This is a genomic window from Buchnera aphidicola (Pemphigus populi) (assembly GCF_964058935.1).
In the GTDB taxonomy this organism is placed as follows: Bacteria; Pseudomonadota; Gammaproteobacteria; order Enterobacterales; family Enterobacteriaceae; genus Buchnera_C; species Buchnera_C aphidicola_D.
Genome location: NZ_OZ060372.1, coordinates 15065 through 36455, shown reverse-complemented (window position 1 = coordinate 36455; position 21391 = coordinate 15065). Strand labels below are relative to the sequence as shown.

The following is a 21391-nucleotide window of genomic DNA, read 5'->3' as shown; positions in this document are numbered from 1 at the left end:
AAAAAGATTTTTATATTAAATATTAGGTATTATATGAGAAAAGAAAACAAAATAAAGAACGCACTACTTAGTGTTTCAAATAAATCAGATATTTGCACATTAGCACGTAATCTTACTATGAGAAATGTAAATATTTTCTCTACTGGAGGTACATCAAAAATACTAAAACAATCAGGTATTACGGTCACAGAAATATCAAATTATACTAAATTTCCAGAAATCATGAATGGAAGAGTAAAAACGCTACATCCTAAAATATATGCAGGTATTCTAGCAAGACAAAATATCGATAATAATGTCATGAAGCATTATGGAATTATTAAAATGGATATGGTTGTAGTAAATTTTTATCCATTTTGGAATATAGTTAACAATAAAAAATTAACTATAGAAAATATTATAGAATATATTGATATAGGTGGACCAACTATGGTTCGTTCTTCAGCTAAAAATTACAAACATACAGCTATTATAGTTAATATATCTGATTATCAATCTATAATATCAGAAATGGACAAAAATAATAATGAAATTACTTTAAAAACAAAATTTAAATTAGCGGTATCCGCATTTGATTACGTTACAAAATATGATACCATCATCTCAAATTATTTTTTTAATAAAAATAAGAAAATAAAAAAAAATAATTTACATAAAACGTTATTACCAAAAAAACTAGAATTAAGTTTTATAAAAAAACAAGATCTTCGTTACGGTGAGAATCAACACCAAAAATCAGCATTTTATGTTGAAAATAAAATATTAAAAAATTCTACTGAAAAAATAAAACAAATTCAAGGTCTATTATTATCCTATAATAATATATTAGATGCTAATATTGCGATAGAATGTGTAAAAGAATTTAATCAACCCACATGTGTTATAGTAAAACATGGTAATCCCTGCAGCGTAGCGACTAAAAATACTATTCTAGAAGCCTATGTAGAAGCTTATAATAAAGATCCAATTTCTTCATTTGGAGGAGTTATTGCATTTAATTACACTTTAGATCCAGAAACAGTAAAAACTATTATTACTCAACAATTTGTTGAAGTAATTATTGCACCTGATATTAATGAAAATATTTTAAAAATAACAGAAAAAAAACCAAAAATTAGAATATTAATATTTGATATAAACGATTCTAATAAAAATCAATTAGAGTATAGATCAGTACAAGGAGGTTTATTAGTACAGGAATCAAACTCTAATATTGATAATATTAATAATTGGAATATTGTTACTACAAGAAAACCTAACAAACAAGAATTTAACGACTCTGTATTTGCATGGAAAATAGTAAAATATATTAAATCTAATGCCATCGTTTATACAAAAAATATGGCTACAGTAAGTATTGGAGCTGGACAAATGAGTCGAATTTATTCTGCTAAAATTGCTAATATTAAAGCAAAAGACTTACAATTAAATATAAAAGGAGCCGTTATGGCATCTGATGCATTTTTTCCATTTCGAGATGGAATTGATATTGCTGCTTCAGTAGGTATAACATGTATTATACAACCAGGTGGTTCTATACGTGACAAAGAAATTATAGAAGCTGCTAATCAAAACAATATTGCTATGTTTTTTACCAATGTTCGTTATTTTAAACATTAATAAAAATTCAATAACTTTATTAACTTCACAATAATTTTAATAATACATGTAAAAATAAATTTATTTTATAGGTATTTTATGATACGCAGTATGACAGGTTATGCAAGAATAGAACTTAAAAAAAATTGGGGTAAAGCTATTTGGGAAATACGTAGTGTAAATCAACGTTATTTAGAAATTCATATTCGTATGTCAGAAGAATTTCGAGAATTAGAATTCGCTGTTCGTCAATATATACGAAGCAACCTTGATCGAGGAAAAATAGAATGCTATTTAAAATTTGAAGGTAGTTATAAAAAAGAAGAAAAAATAATTTTAAACAAAAATTTAATAAAAAAAATATTAAATACAATTAAATGGATAAAATTACATATCAATGAGGGAAATATTAATTTTCTTGATATTTTGAAATGGCCTGGTGTAATTGAAATTAAACGCGATAATTTTGATGATATAAAAACTGAAATATTTACTTCATTAAAAGTTAGCATTAAAAAACTAATAGAAGTACGTATGCATGAAGGTATTTTTTTAAAAAAAATAATAGAAGAACGCTTAAAATTAATAAATAATGAAATAAAAAAAATAAAAATACAATTACCAAAAGTGTTAATGTTATATAAAGAGAAATTATTTTTAAAACTAAAAGAATCACAGATAATTATAGATAAAACAAGATTTGAACAAGAAGTATTGTTACTAATACAAAAAATAGATATTAGTGAAGAATTAGATAGAATTAAAATACATATTACAGATACTAATTCTATTATTAATAATATAAAATATGAACCAATGGGACGTAGATTAGATTTTATTATGCAAGAACTAAATCGAGAAACTAATACCTTAGCATCAAAATCTATTAATTCTCATATTACAGCAGCTACAATTGAAATAAAAGTTTTAATCGAACAAATGAGAGAACAAATTCAAAATATAGAATAAATGAAATTTTAAAAAACTACACATATTAAATTAAATTTAAATCAATATATTTTATTTTTTATTTATAATACATGTTTTCCAAAATGTAGGAGAGAGAATTACTAAAAGAGTGAAAATCTCAAGACGACCAAAAATCATCATTAAAATTAGAATCCATTTTGCAGTATTATTTATATATTTAAAATTATCTACTACGACACCTAAACCTAATCCTAAATTATTTAAACTAGAAATAATAGCTGCACATGAAGAAAAGGCATCAATTCCAGTAAAAATAAGAGATAAAATGCCTAAAAAAAACAATAAAAAATATGCAAAAAAAAAAGCCCATACAGTATCCAATGCTTTAGTTGAAAATATTATATTTCCTACATTAACATTATATAATGCATTAGGATGAATGATTCTTTTAATTTCTCTGGAAAATTGTTTATATAATAATATAAATCTTATCACTTTTATTCCCCCACCCATAGATCCAGAACATCCACCAATACATGCAGACAATAATAGTAACATAGAACAATAGGAAGGATATGTAGAAAGATTTACTATAGAAAATCCAGCTGTTGATTCAGTAAAAAAAATCTGAAATAAAACCTTATTAGTAAATTTTAATAAAAAATCATTATTTTGATTCAAATATAGAACTAAGAAAAATATGATAAATACCATAAAATTTATATAAAAAAAGATTTTAAATTCTATATCGTTCCAATATGTAAATATATTTCTTTTTTTAAAAAAAATAAAATGTAAAGTATAATTACAACTGGATAATATAAGAAAGAGTGATGTTATTATATTAATACTTTGATTATTAAAATACCCAATATTACTGTCATGTGTTGAAAAACCTCCTATTGATATAGTAGATAAACTATGAGAAATCGCATCAAAAAAAGACATACCAAAAATCCAAAATAATAATGTACATAATATGGTTAAAAAACAATATATATATAGCAAAGATTTAGCTATATCATGAATGCGGGGCATTATTTTGCTATTTTTGAATAAACTTGCAATTTCTACTTTATATAATCCCATACCATTAATCCCTAAAAAAGGAGATATAACTAAAAAAAGTATCACGATACCTATACCTCCTAACCACTGTAACATTTGACGATAAAATAAAATAGATTTAGGAAATAGATCCAAATAAATTAAAGTGGTAGATCCGGTAGTAGTCAAACCAGAAAAAGATTCAAAAAAAGCATCGGTAATAGATATATTTAATTTTTCATAAAAAATAAAAGGTAACGATCCTATACTCCCTAATACAATCCAAAACAATACGACTATCATGAATCCTTCTCTGGTATGTATGTTACTTTTTATTTTACGAGTAGGTAACCATAAGAGTAATCCGATAAAAAAAGAAATAAAAAAAGTCATACTAAATATTTTTTCTATATGATCCGAATAAATTAAAGATAATATATAAGGAATCCATATGGTAAAAGAAAAAAGAATAATAAGTAAACCTATTATTTTAAAAATTAAAAAAAAGCGCATATATTGCCCTGTTTTAATAAAAATTGTTTTTATTATTTTTGACCGAAACAATAGAATATTCATATTCAATGAATTCATTATAATATGAATTATAATATTAAAAACTTAGAAAAATATCATAAATTTTAATCTTTTTAAACCAATGTAATATTTGTTCATTACTAAATTATTTTTCAAAATATATTGTTTTCTATATATTACTATTAAATGATTAATAAAAAAATATTTTTATTAATCAATATTAATACAATAAAAGTAACTATTCCATTAATATTCATTTTTTATAATTTGAAATTTAAGAAAAGAAATTAATAAAATCTAATTTTACATATAAAAATGGCGCTAATAAGCGCCATTTTTATATGTAAAATTAGATTTTATTAATTTCTTTTCTTAAATTTTTTGTCGCCTGTATCATATTTTTTAAAGATAATTCAGTTTCTTCCCAAGTTCTAGTTTTTAACCCACAATCTGGATTAACCCATACCTGTTCCACTTGTAAACATGAAATAATCTTTCTTAATAATATTTCAATACTTTTGACTGTAGGTATAGTTGGAGAATGTATATCATATACTCCTGGTCCTATTGCATTCGGATACTTAAATTCTTTAAAAAAATCTAATAATTCCATATCAGAACGAGAAGTTTCAATTGTAATTACATCAGCATCTAAATCAATAATAGAATTCATGATATCATTAAATTCACAATAGCACATATGCGTATGTATTTGCGTTTCATCTTTCACTATAGAAGAAGTTAAACGAAATGAATTTACTGCCCATGTTAAATATGATTGCCAATGACTTTTACGTAAGGGTAAACCTTCTCTTAAAGCTGGTTCATCTATCTGAATTATTTTTATACCAATGTTTTCTAAATCCTTTACTTCATCTCTCAACGCCAATGCTATCTGTCGGGCTATCGTTTCTTTAGAAATATCTTCTCTTGCAAAAGACCACAATAAAATGGTTACAGGACCTGTTAACATACCTTTCACTGGTTTATTTGTTAAAGATTGAGCATATTTAGCCCATTCGATACTAATAGGTTTCGAACGACTTACATCACCTATAATAATAGGAGGTTTAACGCAACGCGAACCATAACTTTGTATCCATGCATTATTAGTAAAAATAAAACCATCTAAATTTTCACCAAAATATTCTACCATATCGTTTCTTTCAAATTCACCATGAACCAGAACATCTAAACCTAAAACATCCTGACGATAAATTACATCTTTTATATGACGAGATATTTCAATCTTATAATTTTTATAACTGATATCACCTTTTTTAAAATCAAGACGTAATTTCCTAATATTATCTGTTTGAGGAAATGATCCAATTGTTGTTGTTGGTAATATTGGTAAATGAAATTCTTCTCCTTGTTTCTTAGAACGAATGATATATGGATTCTTTCTATAGTATTGATTAAATTGTATCAATTTTTCTCTTTTTTGTACTGCTAAATTGTTAACTATATCAGATGTACTTCTATTTTTTATAAAATCACTCCATTTCTTTAAAGCAGTATTATTATTAGAATTCAAACATTTTGTTAATAATGCTAATTCTTGACATTTTTGTATAGCAAAAGAAAACCAATTTATTATCTCCTGATCTATATTTTTTTCTAAAGTTACATCAAGAGGAGAATGTAATAAAGAACATGAAGAACCTATCCATAAATTCTTTCTTTTCTTTAAATATAACTGAATGATACCAAAATAATACTCAAGATCAGCTCGCCAAACATTACGACCATTAATAATACCTAATGATAAGATCCAATCTTCTGGTAATCGATCATTTAAACTGTATAAATCATATTTTCCATATACCAAATCAATATGTAATCCTTGTATAGGAAACTGACAAATAACATCAATATTATGGTTTACACTATCAAAATAAGTAGTTAGTAATAATTTTATATTACATTTTAATTCTTGATATACACTATTGAATAATTTTAACCAATTATCAGGAAGTTCTAACGCTAAAATAGGTTCATCTATCTGTACCCAATCTATTCCTCTTCTTTCTAACTCTGAAAAAATATATTGATAAATTGGAATTATATTTGGTAATAAATCTAGTCGATTAAACGCATCTCCTTTAACTTTTCCCAACCATAAATACGTCATGGGACCTAAAATCACCGGTTTAATTTTATGACCTAAAGTTAATGCTTCATCTACTTCATCTAACAACTGAGTCCATCCATAAAAAAATTTATAATTTTTAGTAAACTCAGGAACGATATAATGATAATTAGTATTAAACCATTTTGTCATATCTGAAGCTAAAGCAGATTGTCCAGTAGGAGCTATCCCTCTCGCAATACGAAATAAAGTATCTAAGTCAATAGATCCATCTTCATTCCTATGACGTTGTGGAATATTACCTAATAACATACTAGTACTTAATACATGATCGTACCAAGCAAAATCACCCACTGGCAATAAATTGATACCTGCTTTTTTTTGTTGAAACCAGTGTTCTTTTCTTAATTCTTTTCCCACGACTAATAAATTATCTTGTGAAATTTTTCCAGACCAATATTTTTCTTGTGCTCTTTTTAATTCACGATGTAACCCAATTCTTGGAAATCCAAGAATATGATTTATTATAGCCATATATCATCCATTGTTAATAAACATAATTAATAAGAAAAATTATGATAAGAGTCTATTTATATAAAAAATTAAATTATTTTATCATAAATTCTATCTATAAATATTTAATAGAAAAAATTATATTTTTTAACAAAATTTATTTCTTAGTAAAATATCGTTAATATTACTACCATAATATTTTATTAATTTAAATATTAATTAAAAATAAATAATTTATTGTTATAATGTCCACCTAAAATAATTTTATTTTTTTAAAAATGAATCTAAATAACATGCCACACCATTGTTGTCATTAGATCCTATTACTTCAACATATGGTAATTTATTTTTCAATGCTAAATCAGAGTTTTGCACAATACATGCTTTACCTGAAATCTTTAACATTTCTATATCATTCATAGCATTACCAAATGTAATACAATTTTTCAATGAAAAGTTTAAATATTTCATTAAAAAAATTAATGCATTTCCTTTTGATACTTTTTTTGACATTATTTCAAGACATGTATTAGAAGAAAAACTGATATTTAAATCTTCTTTAAAAAGATGCATAATTTCTTTTTTTAATAAAGATAATTTATTTCTATTATTTGAAGTAAAAAAAATCTTACTAACATTATCCATTTTAAAACAATCAAAATCTACCACTTGATGCTTAAAATATGATCCCTGATAAAAAAAATATTTTTTTATATTTTTTCTATCAATATACCACTGATTCTTACAATACATTTGCATGACCACATCAGTATCTAAATTAATATTCTGTAAAAAATTTGAAATAACATTGCTTTTAATATCACAAGCAAATATTAAATGTTTGTCTAAATTATAAATTTGCGCTCCATTTGAAGTAATCATAAATGCAGTAATTTCACAATAATTACAAATTTCTAAAACATCAAAATAATGACGACCAGTAGCAAAAACAAAAAAAAACCTTGCTGATATAAAATTTGAATAATTTTTTTCGTATAATCTGTTATTTTATATTCAGAAGATAATAAAGTACCATCTAAATCAGAAACAATAATATTATAGATACACATAATTTCCGTTAAATTTAATCAATATGAATAAAATTATTAAAAAATAAAAAATTATTATTTTTGATAAATATCAATAAAAAATTTAAATAAATATTTTTATTAAAAAAATTATTTTTCAAATTATTTAATAAATATTAAAAATAATACTATTAATCCAGTTACTAAAATCAATGTAAAACTTTACTAATATCTATATATAAATATATATAACTAAATTAGTAAATAATTACAATAATTAAAAAATTTTAAAATTTAATTAAAATTAATTATTTCAATTCAAATAAACTAATAATTAAAATAAATTCTATTTAATAAAAAATGTACCAGATAAATCATTCATATCATAAAACATTTATGATGCATTAATTTTTCTTAATTTAAATTAAGAAAATAAACACTATATATACTAATATAAATAAAAATATAAAGTTAAATGAAAATTAATAAAAAAAATTACAATATATACAAGTATATAATTACTAATTATAAATATATAAGAAAATATAATAAAAAATAAATTTTATATATATATTTATGAAAGATAAATACCTTTATAAAAAATAATCATGAAATATAATTAACATTATTTAGAAAAATAACATTGTTATAAATATATTTTTCAGTAAAAGATCATTGCTGATGGTAATAAAAGATAAAAATTAACTTTAAAATCATTAAATACAAACTTGTAATTAATATAAATTAAAATTTACTATACTATATCTTACTTTTTATAAAAACAAAAAATAGAAAATATTTTTATTGAATTCACTTAATTATATTATATATATAATTATATTATTGATATTTTTATAAAAAAATATAAAATATATATAATTTACATTAGTTTTAAAAATATAAAAAATATTATTTTAAAAAATATTTAAATTACATTAAAGAATTAAATGTTACTGTATGTGTAACATATATAATGATTATTATAACTACTTATTTATTAAAGTTATTGAATAAACAAATATTAATTGATATATGAAATAAAAATTTTTAATAAACAAAATACATATTATTCGTATAATATAAGATTTCATAAAAAAACACTGAAATTAAATTTCAAAATAAGCAATGAGGTATATTAATACTACTTATTACTAAAAAATAAAACTTTTAATATAAAAATATTATAAAATTAATATTTCTAGGATAAAAAATAATATTTTATTAATATTTAAAATTAACTAAAAAAGTTAATAACTTTAAGAAAACATTATTTTTCACCAATAATCAATATATTTTCAACAAAAAAAAATTAATTATTAATGAAAATTAAATTAACTCTAAATATGAAAATATACATATTATCTATGATCTATCATACCTTATGAATTTAAAAAATAGTTCATCATATATAATGAATTAATTAAAAATTAATAATCTTTTTGTAAATTAAATTTTAAAAAATTAAAAATATTTTTTTAATATATTAAAAAAATAAAAATTATGCTTCTATCGCTATTCTCAATTTTTTCATTGCATTTTTTTCTAATTGACGCACTCGCTCTGCTGAAATACCGTACCCATTAGCAATTTCTTGCAAAGTGATTTTATTATTCTCATCTAACCATCTTGCACGTATAATATGACGACTACGTTCATCTAATATACGTAATGCATTAATTAGTTTATTAGTTGTATGAGTTTCCCAATTATCTTCTTCAACTCCATTTGCAAAATCAGAAGAATGATCTCTTAAATGAGACATCACAGTGGTTAATTTCCTCTCATGACTCTCATCATCTGGAAATGGATTAAATGATATATCTTGAGCTGACATACGACATTCCATTTCCCGTACATCTTCGCTACAAACCCCCAATTCTTTAGCTACTATTGCTAATTCATCTTCATTTAACCATCCTAAACGTCGTTTAGCTTTTCTTAAATTAAAAAATAATTTTCTCTGTGATTTTGTTGTTGCTACTTTTACAATACGCCAATTTCGTAATACATATTCATGTATTTCTGATTTAATCCAGTGAACTGCAAAAGACACTAACCTAACACCTACTTCAGGATTAAAACGACGAACAGCTTTCATTAAACCTATATTTCCTTCTTGAATGAGATCAGCTTGAGGTAATCCATATCCTGAATAATTGCGAGAAATATGAACTACAAAGCGTAAATGAGATAAAATTAAAGTTTTAGCTGCATCTAAATCACTATTATAATAAAGACGTTCTGCCAGTAATTTTTCTTCTTCGCATGATAACATAGGCCAAGAATTAGCTGATCTAATGTAAGCATCTAAATTACCCAAAGCAGTAAGAGATAAAATATTCATTTTATTAATCATTTTAATCCCTAAATTACGTCATTAAACTAATAAATTTTCATTAAGTCATTTCATAATACGTTAATTATGATAATAAATCAAAGGCTATCGTTTTATTTATTACATCCACATATTAAAAAAAAAGCACCGATATCTGAAAATTATATTCTAATATAAAAATATTAGAATATAGATTCTATAAACGTTCGGCTATTAAAAACTTTTAAATCAGTTATGTTTTCACCTGTACCAATGTAATAAATAGGTATATAAAATTGATTAGCGACGGAAAAAATTACACCACCTTTTGCTGTACCGTCTAATTTAGTTATTACTATTCCGGTTAAATCTAATGATTCATGAAATAATTTTGTTTGTTGTACTATATTTTGTCCACTACATGCATCAACAACTAAAATTATTTCATGAGGAGCTAAAATATTTACCTTATTTACTACCCTTTTTATTTTTTTTAATTCATTCATTAAATAAACTTTATTATGTAACCTACCTGCTGTATCAATAATCAAAATATCTATTTTTTTTGCCTGAGCAGATTTTATTGCATCAAAGACAACAGCGGCTGGATCAGCATTCATACGTTGAGCTATCACTGATATATTATTTTTAAATCCCCATTCTTTTAACTGTTCTATGGCTGCAGCTCTAAAAGTATCTCCTGCGGCTAACATTACTGATTTACCTAATTTTTTATATTTTGCTGCCAGTTTACCAACAGTAGTTGTTTTGCCTACACCATTCACACCTACCATTAAAATTACAAATGGAAAATCTGATTGAACTACATCTATATTTTTTTCAACTTTAGATAAAATATTTAACATTTGACCTTTTAATAAATCATATACTTCTTTAGTATTACTTAATTTATTACGTATAGTTTCTTTTTTTAAATTGTTAATAATTAAATTAGTTGTTGCAAAACCGATATCAGAAAGCAATAATTGTTCTTCTAACTTATTGAATAAATTTACATCAACATTTTTATTAGAAAAAATATTTTTTATTCCTAATCCTAAATAATTTCTTGTTTTTTTTAATTTCTCTTTCAGATTTTTTATAAAATTATTTCTATTTATAAAAGAATTATTCTTTAACTCTAATAAATTTTTTCCTGTACTTATTTTCTTAGCATCTTGATTAGATTGTATATCCACCTTATTTAAATTATATTTGTCACAATCACGACTTGATTTTTGAGAAACATCCATTAAACTATTAGTGAATGATCTTTTAGAAATAATATTTGATGAATCAAATATATTTTTATCTACATTACTAACTGATATATGATGAATTTTTTTATTTTTTTTAAGAATATTATTTTTATTTTCCACAACTTTTTTTCTTTTCTTTTTTGAAAAAGAAAAGAAATTTAAAAAAAAATTTTTTTTCATTTCTTCACCTTAAAATAAAAATATCGCAAGATTTATTTCTTTAAAAAACTAATCTATAATTCAATTATATATAAATATCATGCATGAATACTACGATTTTATAAAAAATAAATATATAACATAAAATGAAAATAAACAAAAAAAATACTAATCTGCGCATTATTTCTGGACATTTTAAAAATCGACGCATACCTGTAATCAACCAGAAATCATTAAGACCTACTACTAATAAGATGAGGGAAACACTATTTAATTGGTTGAATACAAAAATTCAAAATTCCCAATGTCTCGATTGTTTCTCTGGAAGTGGAGCATTAGCAATAGAAGCTATATCACGTGACGCCAAGAATGTTACCTTACTAGAAATAAATATAAATATAATAAAAAAAATTATACATACCATAAAAAAATTAAATATATCAGAAATAGAAGTGATTCACACTGATACCTTAAAATGGCTAAAAAAAAAAAACCTACGATATTGTTTTTCTTGACCCTCCTTTTTATAATATTTTTTTAGAAAAAACAATTTTTCTTCTAGAAAACAATATGTGGTTAAAAAATAATTCATGGATATATATAGAAAAAGAAAAAACAAGAAAAAATATATATATTCCAAATAACTGGATTCTAAAAAAAGAAAAATCAACAAGAAAAATCAATTATCGTCTTTATATACGTAAAATGCATTATTTTATAGAATTTAAAAAATAAAGTAATTAATAAAAAAATACATAATATATAAAATTTTTACACAAAATAATATTAAAAAATTTTAAAATGCATTACTTTTTATAACAATATACTTTAATAACATAATTATTTTTATTTAAAAACATAATATATTTACTTTAAACGAAATAAATAAACATGATAGTATATAAAATACTCATTTTACATATTTTATGCTCCTAAATTATTATTTTCTATTTATAAGTAGAAAATAATTCACTTAATATATAACTTAAACTTCAAATAAGATTTCAATTTATGTCTATAAAAATATTAGTACCAACAACTACTAATTTAGCTAATTTTAAAAAAGATCCTATCGCAGCTCTATCTTCAGCGAAAGAAGGTGCTTTAGCTGTATTCCAAAATAACATTCCTATTATGTATGCAGTCACTCCTTGTTTACTAAATAAATTATTTTCTATTAATAACTTATTTCAAGAACAAAAAAAAAATAATATTAAAAATATTATATGTTTTAAAAAAATACCAATAGGTAAATTTACCATGTATAAAGAATGGAAACCTGATGTAGATTTTTTAAAACAAGCTGCTATTTGGGGAATAAAATTAAAAAAACCTGTTTCTCATTCTGAATTAGCTTTATTTATATCTTACTGGCAAGCTGAAGGAAGATTCTTTCATCATATACAATGGCAACAAAAATTAGCAAGAAGTATACAACAAAGCAGAATACTAAACATAATATATAAAAAAAGAGACATTAATGATTTACCTAAACCTGATCAAAATATCCCTGAAGGTTTCCGAGGACAATAATGACAGACTACTCTTTGTTTTTTAAACGCCTACAACGTATCATGCCTAATCATATCAAACCTAAATTCAATAATGACGGTGATCTTTTAGCATGGAATCAAGAAGAAGGACGGATATCATCAAAATCAATTATAAGAAAGAACCGCGCAATGAAAATGCAACGTATTCTTGGTCGTTCTGGTATTCGTGAATTATATATAAACTGCTCTTTTGATAATTATCGTATTCAACATGAAGGACATCAAAAAGTAGTCACTGCAGCAAGAAGATACGCAGAAGAATTTAACGGAAATATTGCGAGTTTTATCTTTTCAGGACGTCCAGGTACAGGGAAAAATCACTTGGCATCAGCAATTGGAAATCACCTTATTGTAAATGGTAAAAATGTACTAATTGTTACAGTAGCAGATCTTATGTCCAATATGAAAGGAACCTTTAGCGGAAATAGTAATATTACAGAAGAAAATCTGTTGCATAATTTAAGTAGTGTTGATCTACTAATGATAGATGAAATAGGAATGCAAACAGAATCACGTTATGAAAAAGTCATTATTAATCAAATTGTAGATAGAAGATCATCTTCTAAACGTTCTACCGGTATGTTATCTAACCTAGATCACAGAGGTATGAAAACTCTACTAGGAGAAAGAGTAATTGACAGAATGAGAATCGGAAATAGCTTGTGGCTAACTTTTGAATGGGATAGCTATCGTAAATATATCAAAGGAAATGAATATTAAATGAATAATTGTATTCCAATTTTTATTTTTATGTTTATGCATATATATTTATCTTTTTCTCGATACATACTCTCCTGAACGAGTATCAACTTTAATAACATCATTTACTTCAACAAAAAGTGGAACTTTTACTATCGCACCAGTGCTTAATTCAGCGTATTTACCAATACGACTAATACTATCACCTTTTATTTCTGGATTTACATTTATTACTTTTAACTCAACAAAATTATTCAATTCCACTGTAATTGGTTGATTGTTCCATAAAGTGATAAGATAACTATTTTGTTCCAATAACCATTGAGACTTATTACCTAATATTCTTTTATCCACTAATATTTGCTCAAAAGTTTTATCATTCATAAAAATAAAAGTATCAATATCATGATATAAATATAATAAAAAAACATCCACAACATCAGCTACTTCTAAAAAATCTGTAGATTTAAATTTTTTTTCAATAAATTTACAAGTTAATAAATTTTTTAATTTTACACGAGAAAACGCTTTCCCTTTTCCCGGTTTCACTAATTCATTTTCATACACAATATAAGGTTCTTTTTGAAAAATAATTTTTAACCCTGTACGTAAATTACTACTGGAATATGTAATCATAAATCCTTATTAAATATAATATCTATTAAAAAAATATTTTTTTACCACTTCATCCCCCTCCTAATACTTTTGATAGTATTTAGGAGAGAAATTATAATTTTTTTTAAAAACTACATCATACCGCCCATGCCACCCATTCCACCAGCAGGAGCTGAACTTAAATCAGATTTTTCTTCTTTTGGTAAATCTGTTACCATACACTCTGTTGTAATCATTAAACCAGCAACAGAAGAGGCATACTGTAATGCTGATCTTGTTACCTTAGTAGGATCTAAGATACCAAATCCGATCATATCACCGTATTTATCAGTAGCTGCATTATAACCATAATTACCTTTTCCATCTTTAACATTATTAGTAACTACAGATGGTTCTGCACCTGAATTAGACACTATCTGACGTAAAGGCGTTTCCATAGCTCTCAGAGCAACACGAATTCCTACATTTTGATCCTCATTTTGACCTGATATGTTAGAAATTTTTTGTGCTACACGGACTAAAGCAACTCCACCACCAGGTACCACACCTTCTTCTACTGCTGCACGAGTAGCATGTAATGCATCTTCTACACGAGCTTTCTTCTCTTTCATTTCTACTTCTGTGGCAGCGCCTACTTTTAATACTGCTACACCACCTGACAACTTAGCCAAACGTTCGTTTAATTTTTCTTTATCATAATCGGAAGTGGCTTCTTGAATTTCCTGACGAATTTGAGAAATTCTATTTTTTATAGAATACTTTTCACCTGATCCACCAATAATTGTAGTAGTATCTTTACTAATCACAACTCTTTTAGCTTGTCCTAAATCTTCTAAAGTAGATTTTTCTAATTCCATCGCTAATTCTTCAGAGATCACATTACCAGCTGTCAATATAGCAATATCTTGTAACATGGCTTTACGTCGATCACCAAAACCAGGTGCTTTTACTGCTGCTACTTTAACTATACCTCTCATAGAATTTACTACTAAAGTAGCTAAAGCCTCACCTTCTAAATCTTCTGAAATAATTAATAAAGGTTTACCTGATTTAGCAACTGCTTCTAATACTGGAAGTAATTCTCGAATATTAGATATTTTTTTATCTGCCATTAAAATATAAGGATTCTCTAATTCTACTATACCTGTTTCTGGTTTATTAATAAAATATGGAGATAAATAACCTCTATCAAATTGCATACCTTTTACAACTTCTAACTCATTTTCTAAACCAGTTCCTTCTTCAACAGTGATCACTCCATCATTTCCTACTTTTTCCATAGCATCGGCAATTAATACACCGACTTTTTCATCAGCATTAGCAGAAATCGTTCCTACTTGAGTAATAGCCTTAGAATCAGAACATGGTACAGATAATTTTTTTAATTCTTTTACAGCACAAATAACAGCCTTATCTATTCCTCTTTTCAAATCCATAGGATTCATACCAGCTGCTACAGCTTTTAACCCTTCATTAACAATTGCTTGAGCTAATAAAGTAGCTGTAGTTGTACCGTCACCAGCCGCATCATTCGCTTTGGATGCGACTTCTTTTACCATTTGAGCACCCATATTCTCAAATTTATCTTCTAATTCTATTTCACGAGCAACTGAAACTCCATCTTTAGTAATACTAGGAGCTCCAAATGATTTATCCAGAACTACATTTCGACCCTTTGGACCTAAAGTAACTTTTACTGCGTCTGCTAAAACATTTACACCACGAAGCATTTTCACACGCGCTTCATTACCAAACTTCACATCTTTAGCTGCCATTTTGTTTTCCTTAAATAATTTAAATTAAATTTTAGTAAAAAATAAAATCTAATCTTCAACAACTGCTAAAATATCACTTTCAGTTAGAATTAAAAATTCTTCATTATCAATTTTTTCTACTTTTGCACCGTATCCTTCACTAAAAATAACAGTATCACCGATTTTAACATCTAGTGCTTTTAATTCACCATTATCTAAAATTCGACCATTACCGACTGCTGTCACTATTCCTCGAGTTGACTTTCCTGCTGCCGAACCTGTTAATACAATACCTCCTGCCGACTTAGATTCTACTTCTTGTCGTTTAATAATAACTCTATCATGCAACGGACGAATTTTCATGTAAAATTTCCTTTTTAAAGTTGATTTTATACAATCAACATGATTAAAAACAAAATATAGAATATGTATCTTGGTATGTATATTATATATGGATACAAATTAAAACTTTCAAGGGGTATTATTTTTTTATTTTATTATATATATAATTTTTACTCTTGCGTACATATTGTGGATAACATCAATATCCATAAAATATTTAATCTTAAAATAGTTATTCAACATATAAAACATGTAGATAAAATGATTTATCATTAATTTTAATTTTAAATATGAATAATTGATTACTATGTCAATTAGTAAATATTAATAACAGTATATCCTGAATTGATTATAAAAGCATGAAAATTAATATAAAAATGATTAATAATAAAAATATTAAATTAAAAACATTAAAATCTATTAAACATAAAACATATTATTTTATATTCCACAATAATAAAATTATTGACATAACTTTTACTTTAATGTATTAATAAATTAACGCCCGAATAGCTCAGTTGGTAGAGCAGGGGACTGAAAATCCCCGTGTCGGCGGTTCAATTCCGCCTTCGGGCATATTTTAAAAATCTTTAAAGTTAAAAAAGTTATATTATTGAAAAAGTAAATTTTTTTCTTAAATAAAAAAATCGTGGTACAGTAGAAATAATTCCACCATTTTTTCCTATGGCACGTGTTAAATAAGAATGATTTTTTGATTTTTTTAAAACCTGCAATACTTCGCCATACTGTCCTGTGATATCTTCAATCCCACCTAACACAATTAGATCCATAAATTCTTCCCAATCACGTCTTATTAAATTCTCTTGTACATCATTAGGAGTCCATAGAAAAGGTTTTCCAATTAATCTATCTGATACTGGGACAGTTTTATTTCCTTTAATCGGAATCCACAGTATTCGGCTTATTTTTTTATAAAAATAAGACTTTCTCCATATTAATCCTATATTTTTTATTAATGGTACAGTACAAATAAAAGTAGATTCTAAAGGAATACCATTTTTGTCAATAGGAATTGTTTTTAATTCAATCCCAATATCTGAAAAATCTTGTTGCGCTTTATTCCCAGATCTCGCTCCTAATATATCCTCCAAAAGACGTCCTATAAATCCTTTATCTTTTTTTAATGTATTAGGAACTATTTTTAACATCATATTAGACAATTCTCCTAAAGAGAATCCAGATAATTCATTTGCAAATCTAATTAATACTGTTTCATTGATAGGCGAAGCAGAAAAATAACTCATATTTATACTCTAAAAAATATAATATATTTATTCAAAAATTTAAATATGAATACTATTTATTCAATTTTTATTTTCCAATACAGAATTCAGAAAAAATATCTTTTAATAAATCATCAGTGATTACGACACCTAATATTTGACCCAAATAATCTTGAGATATCCGTAAATCTTCAGCTAATAATTCAAAATTTCTCAATTTAGACCAATTTCTCTTACCTTTAGAAATAATTTTTAAAGCAGCATGTAAAGCGTTAAGATGACGACGTCTGGACAGAAAAACACACTCTGTATTTTCATATGATCTTAAACTTTTATTTTTTAAATGTTGACGTAATAATTCTATTCCATCACCAGTATGCGCTGATACCGAAATAACAGTTACTCCATTCACATTTTTCATACTTGTTTTCTGACCAGAAAGATCAGATTTATTTAAAATAATAGTAATATGAAATTTATGTGAAACACTTTTACAAAAATCAGAATAGATACTATCTTGAATCAACTTGTCTAAAGTCCCATCCAACACAAATAAAATATGTTCAGCTAATTTAATCTCTTTATAAGCACGTTCAATTCCAATAATCTCTATCTCATTATCTGTTTTATGTAATCCAGCTGTATCAACTAATTCAAATTGAATACCATCAATATGAATATATTCTCGTAATATATCACGAGTAGTACCTTTTTTATTATTTACAATAGCAGAATTCGTACAAGATAAAATATTAAATAAACTTGATTTACCTGCATTTGCAGGTCCTGCAATAACAACTTTGACTCCTTCTCGTAATATTTTTCCTTGATGAGATACAGTTATAATCTTATTAATAAATAAGATAATTTCTTTTAATTTTTTATCAATATCTTTTTCAAAAAAAATAGGAATTTCTTCTTCTGGAAAATTAATTTGAGCCTCTAAATGTACTCTAATTTGAGTAATATCCTTCATTAATTGATGAATATAAGAAGAAAAAACTCCTTGTAATGATTGTAAAGAAGATCTCACCATTTTTTCAGATGTAGAATTAATTAAATCTACTATAGATTCAGCTTGAGCTAAATCTATTTTTCCATTTAAAAAAGCACGTTCAGAAAATTCACCAGGTTTAGCAAGTCTTACTCCTGTTATCGAAGTAATATTTTTAAGAAGTAAATCTAATACAACTGGACTACCATGTCCTTGCAATTCTAATACATTTTCTCCTGTATAAGAATTAGGTTTACTAAACCATAAAGCTATCCCTTTATCTAAAGGAAAACCGTTTCCATCTAAAAAAGATACATAATTCACATATCTATTTTTTGGAATTTTACCCAATATTTTTAAAGCGACTTCTTTTGTCCGTTCTCCTGAAATACGTAGAATACCTACACCACCTCTTCCTTGAGGGGTAATTCGCGCTGCGATGGTATCATTTTTTTTATGTATCATATTATAAATATAACCTTATTTATCTGACAGATTATTTATAAAATAGAATAAATACATGATATATAAAATTATTTTTTTTCTAAACGATAATAAATTATTTTTTGTTGTAAAATAGTAATAACATTACTAACAATATAATATAAAACCAAACCAGAAGGAAACCATAAAAAAAATATAGAAAATAAAATGGGTACAAAATTTAAAATCTTTTGTTGTACCGGATCAGATACAGTATTCGGTGAAATTTTTTGAATATAAAACATTGTTAATCCCATTATTATAGGTAGTATATAATAAGGATCTTGATTAGATAAATCATGAATCCATAAACAAAAAGGCGCATGACGTAATTCTATAGAACCCATTAACATATAATATAATGCTAAAAAAATAGGCATTTGTATCAACAAAGGTAGACAACCGCCAAAAGGATTAACTTTTTCTCTTTTGTACAGTTTTATCATTTCTTGACTAAGAATATTTTTATCTTTTGAAAATTTATTTTTTATATCATCTATTTTAGGTTGCAAAGCTCTCATTTTCGCCATTGAAGTGTATTGCACTTTAGTTAAAGGATACAGAATTCCCCTCATAATTAAAGTTATTAAAATAATAGCTACGCCCCAATTCCCTACAAAATTATACAATAATTTTAAAAATTTAAATAAAGGTTGAGATAAAAACCATAAAAATCCATAATCTACAGTTAAATCAAGATGAGGAGATAATACCATCATTTTTTCTTGAATTTCTGGACCAATCCATAACTTTGCATTAATTTTATAACTTTTATTAGGCATCACATAAATCACATCAGATTTATATCCAATCGCAGCAGTATCATGACCTAAATGAGCTGTATATATTGTATTAATTCCTTTCGATTTTGGAATCCAAGCTGAAACAAAATATTGTTGCAACATAGCTATCCAACCATTTTTCGTTTTAATATATAAATTTCTATTATCAATAATATTATTAAATTTATACTTATTAAATTTACTATGTTCAGTTGAATAAGCTGCTCCTCGAAAACTTTGCAATGCAAAATGTTTACTATAAATATCTCTATTTTTTGGTAAATTAATAGATTGTTTTAATTGTCCGAACATAGAATATTCTAAAATATTATCAGTATTATTTTTTATATCATATTGAACTTTTATATCATATGAACCTGATGTAAATAAAAACGTCTTTGTATAAAAAACTCCATTTTTACCAATCCATATCATGGGTACACGTAATTCTCTTTGATTTTTATATAACTGAAAATAACTTTTAGCACTAATATAAACTGGTCGCATACCATAACGTGGATTATCTGGACCATCCTTTCCAGTTAATCCACTTTGTGCTTGATAAAAAAAATCAGGTTTTGTATCAAGTAATCTAAAAGACTGCAAAGAATGTAATCTATCCTTATATGCAAATAAACTTGCTTGTTCTATATCACCACCATTTCGATTAATACGTAAAAACATAGTATCGGTTTTAATGAAAATATTTTTTTTATCTTTTATTATTGATATAGATAATTTATCCTTATTTTTTTTTACCTGTGTCACCGGCAATGTTGAATTAAATTCTATTTTCCATGTTTGCCACAACAAAAAAGAACATAATAAAAAAGAAAATATCAAAATATTACGTTGTAGATCCATTATTTATATTCTCTTTTATCTTTTATTTTTTTAAATACAATATCATTTTTATAAAAACAAAAAGGATGACATTGTAATACTCTTTTTAATATTAAATATATACTTTTTATTAAACTAAATTTCTTCAATATATCCAATGCGTATTGCGAACAACTAGGATAAAAACGACAACAAGGTTGTAAGAAAACACTGATGCAACGTTGATAGATAATTATTATAAATATTAAAAAATTTGAAATTATTGATAATAATTTAACCATAATTTCTCCAGTTTTTCTCTTAACAAAGCTCTATTTAACCGCATGATATTTTTTTTTGCTATAATAATAAAATCCATTCTGATTATTTTATGTTGTGATAATCGAAAACTTTCTCGTATTAATCTTTTTAATCGATTCCTATCATGAGCATATCTAATATTTTTTTTAGTTATACTAAGACCAAGACGTGAATATGTTAATGAATTCAACCGTCCTAATATAATCATTTCCGATATTTCTAATTTTATCGATTTTTCAAATACAAAATTAAAATTCATTGTAGTTAATAAACGAAACTTTTTTTTAAAGTAAAAATGAAGCATTGC

16 protein-coding genes, 1 tRNA gene and 2 pseudogenes are annotated in these 21391 nt (G+C 24.9%); 6 read left to right on the top strand and 13 right to left on the bottom strand.

The annotated features are described in order from the left end of the window. Positions 1–33 precede the first annotated feature (33 nt). Positions 34–1620 (top strand): bifunctional phosphoribosylaminoimidazolecarboxamide formyltransferase/IMP cyclohydrolase, encoded by a 1587-nt coding sequence (purH, locus tag AB4W65_RS00160; RefSeq protein ID WP_367673626.1) that lies wholly within the window; start codon positions 34–36, stop codon positions 1618–1620. 78 nt (positions 1621–1698) lie between these two features. Then, positions 1699–2568 (top strand): YicC/YloC family endoribonuclease, encoded by an 870-nt coding sequence (locus AB4W65_RS00155; RefSeq protein WP_367673625.1) that lies wholly within the window; start codon positions 1699–1701, stop codon positions 2566–2568. A gap of 51 nt (positions 2569–2619) precedes the next feature. Here AB4W65_RS00155 and AB4W65_RS00150 read toward each other — a convergent pair whose 3' ends face one another. The 5 genes and pseudogenes from AB4W65_RS00150 to ftsY all read right to left on the bottom strand — a co-directional run bounded on the left by AB4W65_RS00150 (position 2620) and on the right by ftsY (position 11496). After that, positions 2620–4089: a potassium transporter TrkG gene (locus AB4W65_RS00150; protein ID WP_367673624.1), complete on the bottom strand. Its 1470-nt coding sequence runs from the start codon at positions 4087–4089 to the stop codon at positions 2620–2622. Between the two features lie 370 nt (positions 4090–4459). Then, a complete protein-coding gene (gene metE, locus AB4W65_RS00145) occupies positions 4460–6736 on the bottom strand; it encodes a 5-methyltetrahydropteroyltriglutamate--homocysteine S-methyltransferase (protein ID WP_367673623.1) in 2277 nt (758 codons plus the stop codon). A 243-nt stretch (positions 6737–6979) separates the two neighbouring features. Then, positions 6980–7785, bottom strand: a pseudogene (locus tag AB4W65_RS00140) (Cof-type HAD-IIB family hydrolase). Between the two features lie 1456 nt (positions 7786–9241). Further along, complete coding sequence (gene rpoH / locus AB4W65_RS00135; RefSeq protein WP_367673622.1) at positions 9242–10099, bottom strand: RNA polymerase sigma factor RpoH; 858 nt, start codon at positions 10097–10099, stop codon at positions 9242–9244. A gap of 161 nt (positions 10100–10260) precedes the next feature. Then, a complete protein-coding gene (gene ftsY / locus AB4W65_RS00130) occupies positions 10261–11496 on the bottom strand; it encodes a signal recognition particle-docking protein FtsY (protein WP_367673621.1) in 1236 nt (411 codons plus the stop codon). A gap of 125 nt (positions 11497–11621) precedes the next feature. On the opposite strand from ftsY, the pseudogene rsmD reads away from it, so the two are divergent. From rsmD to dnaC, 3 genes and pseudogenes are all read left to right on the top strand, one after another. Next, positions 11622–12210, top strand: a pseudogene (gene rsmD / locus AB4W65_RS00125) (16S rRNA (guanine(966)-N(2))-methyltransferase RsmD). Between the two features lie 276 nt (positions 12211–12486). Next, positions 12487–13008: a primosomal protein DnaT gene (gene dnaT / locus AB4W65_RS00120; protein WP_367673620.1), complete on the top strand. Its 522-nt coding sequence runs from the start codon at positions 12487–12489 to the stop codon at positions 13006–13008. Next, positions 13008–13748: a DNA replication protein DnaC gene (dnaC, locus tag AB4W65_RS00115; protein WP_367673619.1), complete on the top strand. Its 741-nt coding sequence runs from the start codon at positions 13008–13010 to the stop codon at positions 13746–13748. Before dnaT ends, dnaC begins: the two co-directional genes overlap by 1 nt. A 48-nt stretch (positions 13749–13796) precedes the next feature. Here dnaC and efp read toward each other — a convergent pair whose 3' ends face one another. The 3 genes from efp to AB4W65_RS00100 all read right to left on the bottom strand — a co-directional run bounded on the left by efp (position 13797) and on the right by AB4W65_RS00100 (position 16459). Beyond that, positions 13797–14363: an elongation factor P gene (gene efp, locus AB4W65_RS00110; RefSeq protein WP_367673618.1), complete on the bottom strand. Its 567-nt coding sequence runs from the start codon at positions 14361–14363 to the stop codon at positions 13797–13799. Positions 14364–14473: 110 nt separating this feature from the next. After that, positions 14474–16117, bottom strand: a complete 1644-nt coding sequence (gene groL / locus AB4W65_RS00105) for a chaperonin GroEL (RefSeq protein ID WP_367673617.1) — start codon at positions 16115–16117, stop codon at positions 14474–14476. A 48-nt stretch (positions 16118–16165) separates the two neighbouring features. Further along, positions 16166–16459: a co-chaperone GroES gene (locus AB4W65_RS00100; RefSeq protein ID WP_367673616.1), complete on the bottom strand. Its 294-nt coding sequence runs from the start codon at positions 16457–16459 to the stop codon at positions 16166–16168. Positions 16460–16941: 482 nt separating this feature from the next. On the opposite strand from AB4W65_RS00100, the gene AB4W65_RS00095 reads away from it, so the two are divergent. Further along, positions 16942–17014, top strand: a tRNA-Phe gene (locus AB4W65_RS00095). A 29-nt stretch (positions 17015–17043) separates the two neighbouring features. Here AB4W65_RS00095 and mutH read toward each other — a convergent pair. The 5 genes from mutH to rnpA form a co-directional block, all read right to left on the bottom strand. After that, positions 17044–17703 (bottom strand): DNA mismatch repair endonuclease MutH, encoded by a 660-nt coding sequence (gene mutH, locus AB4W65_RS00090; protein ID WP_367673615.1) that lies wholly within the window; start codon positions 17701–17703, stop codon positions 17044–17046. A 67-nt stretch (positions 17704–17770) separates the two neighbouring features. Continuing rightward, positions 17771–19141 carry a tRNA uridine-5-carboxymethylaminomethyl(34) synthesis GTPase MnmE gene (mnmE, locus tag AB4W65_RS00085; protein WP_367673614.1) on the bottom strand — a complete coding sequence of 457 codons (1371 nt, stop codon included), beginning with the start codon at positions 19139–19141 and terminating at the stop codon, positions 17771–17773. Between the two features lie 68 nt (positions 19142–19209). Beyond that, the gene (yidC, locus tag AB4W65_RS00080; RefSeq protein WP_367673613.1) at positions 19210–20805 is read right to left on the bottom strand and encodes a membrane protein insertase YidC; all 1596 of its coding nucleotides are present in this window, start codon (positions 20803–20805) and stop codon (positions 19210–19212) included. Next, entirely contained in the window at positions 20805–21065 is a 261-nt protein-coding gene (gene yidD / locus AB4W65_RS00075) for a membrane protein insertion efficiency factor YidD (RefSeq protein ID WP_367673612.1), read from the bottom strand. The genes yidC and yidD overlap by 1 nt, the downstream gene beginning before the upstream one ends. Further along, positions 21044–21388 (bottom strand): ribonuclease P protein component, encoded by a 345-nt coding sequence (rnpA, locus tag AB4W65_RS00070; protein WP_367673611.1) that lies wholly within the window; start codon positions 21386–21388, stop codon positions 21044–21046. Before rnpA ends, yidD begins: the two co-directional genes overlap by 22 nt. Between the last annotated feature and the right edge of the window lie 3 nt (positions 21389–21391).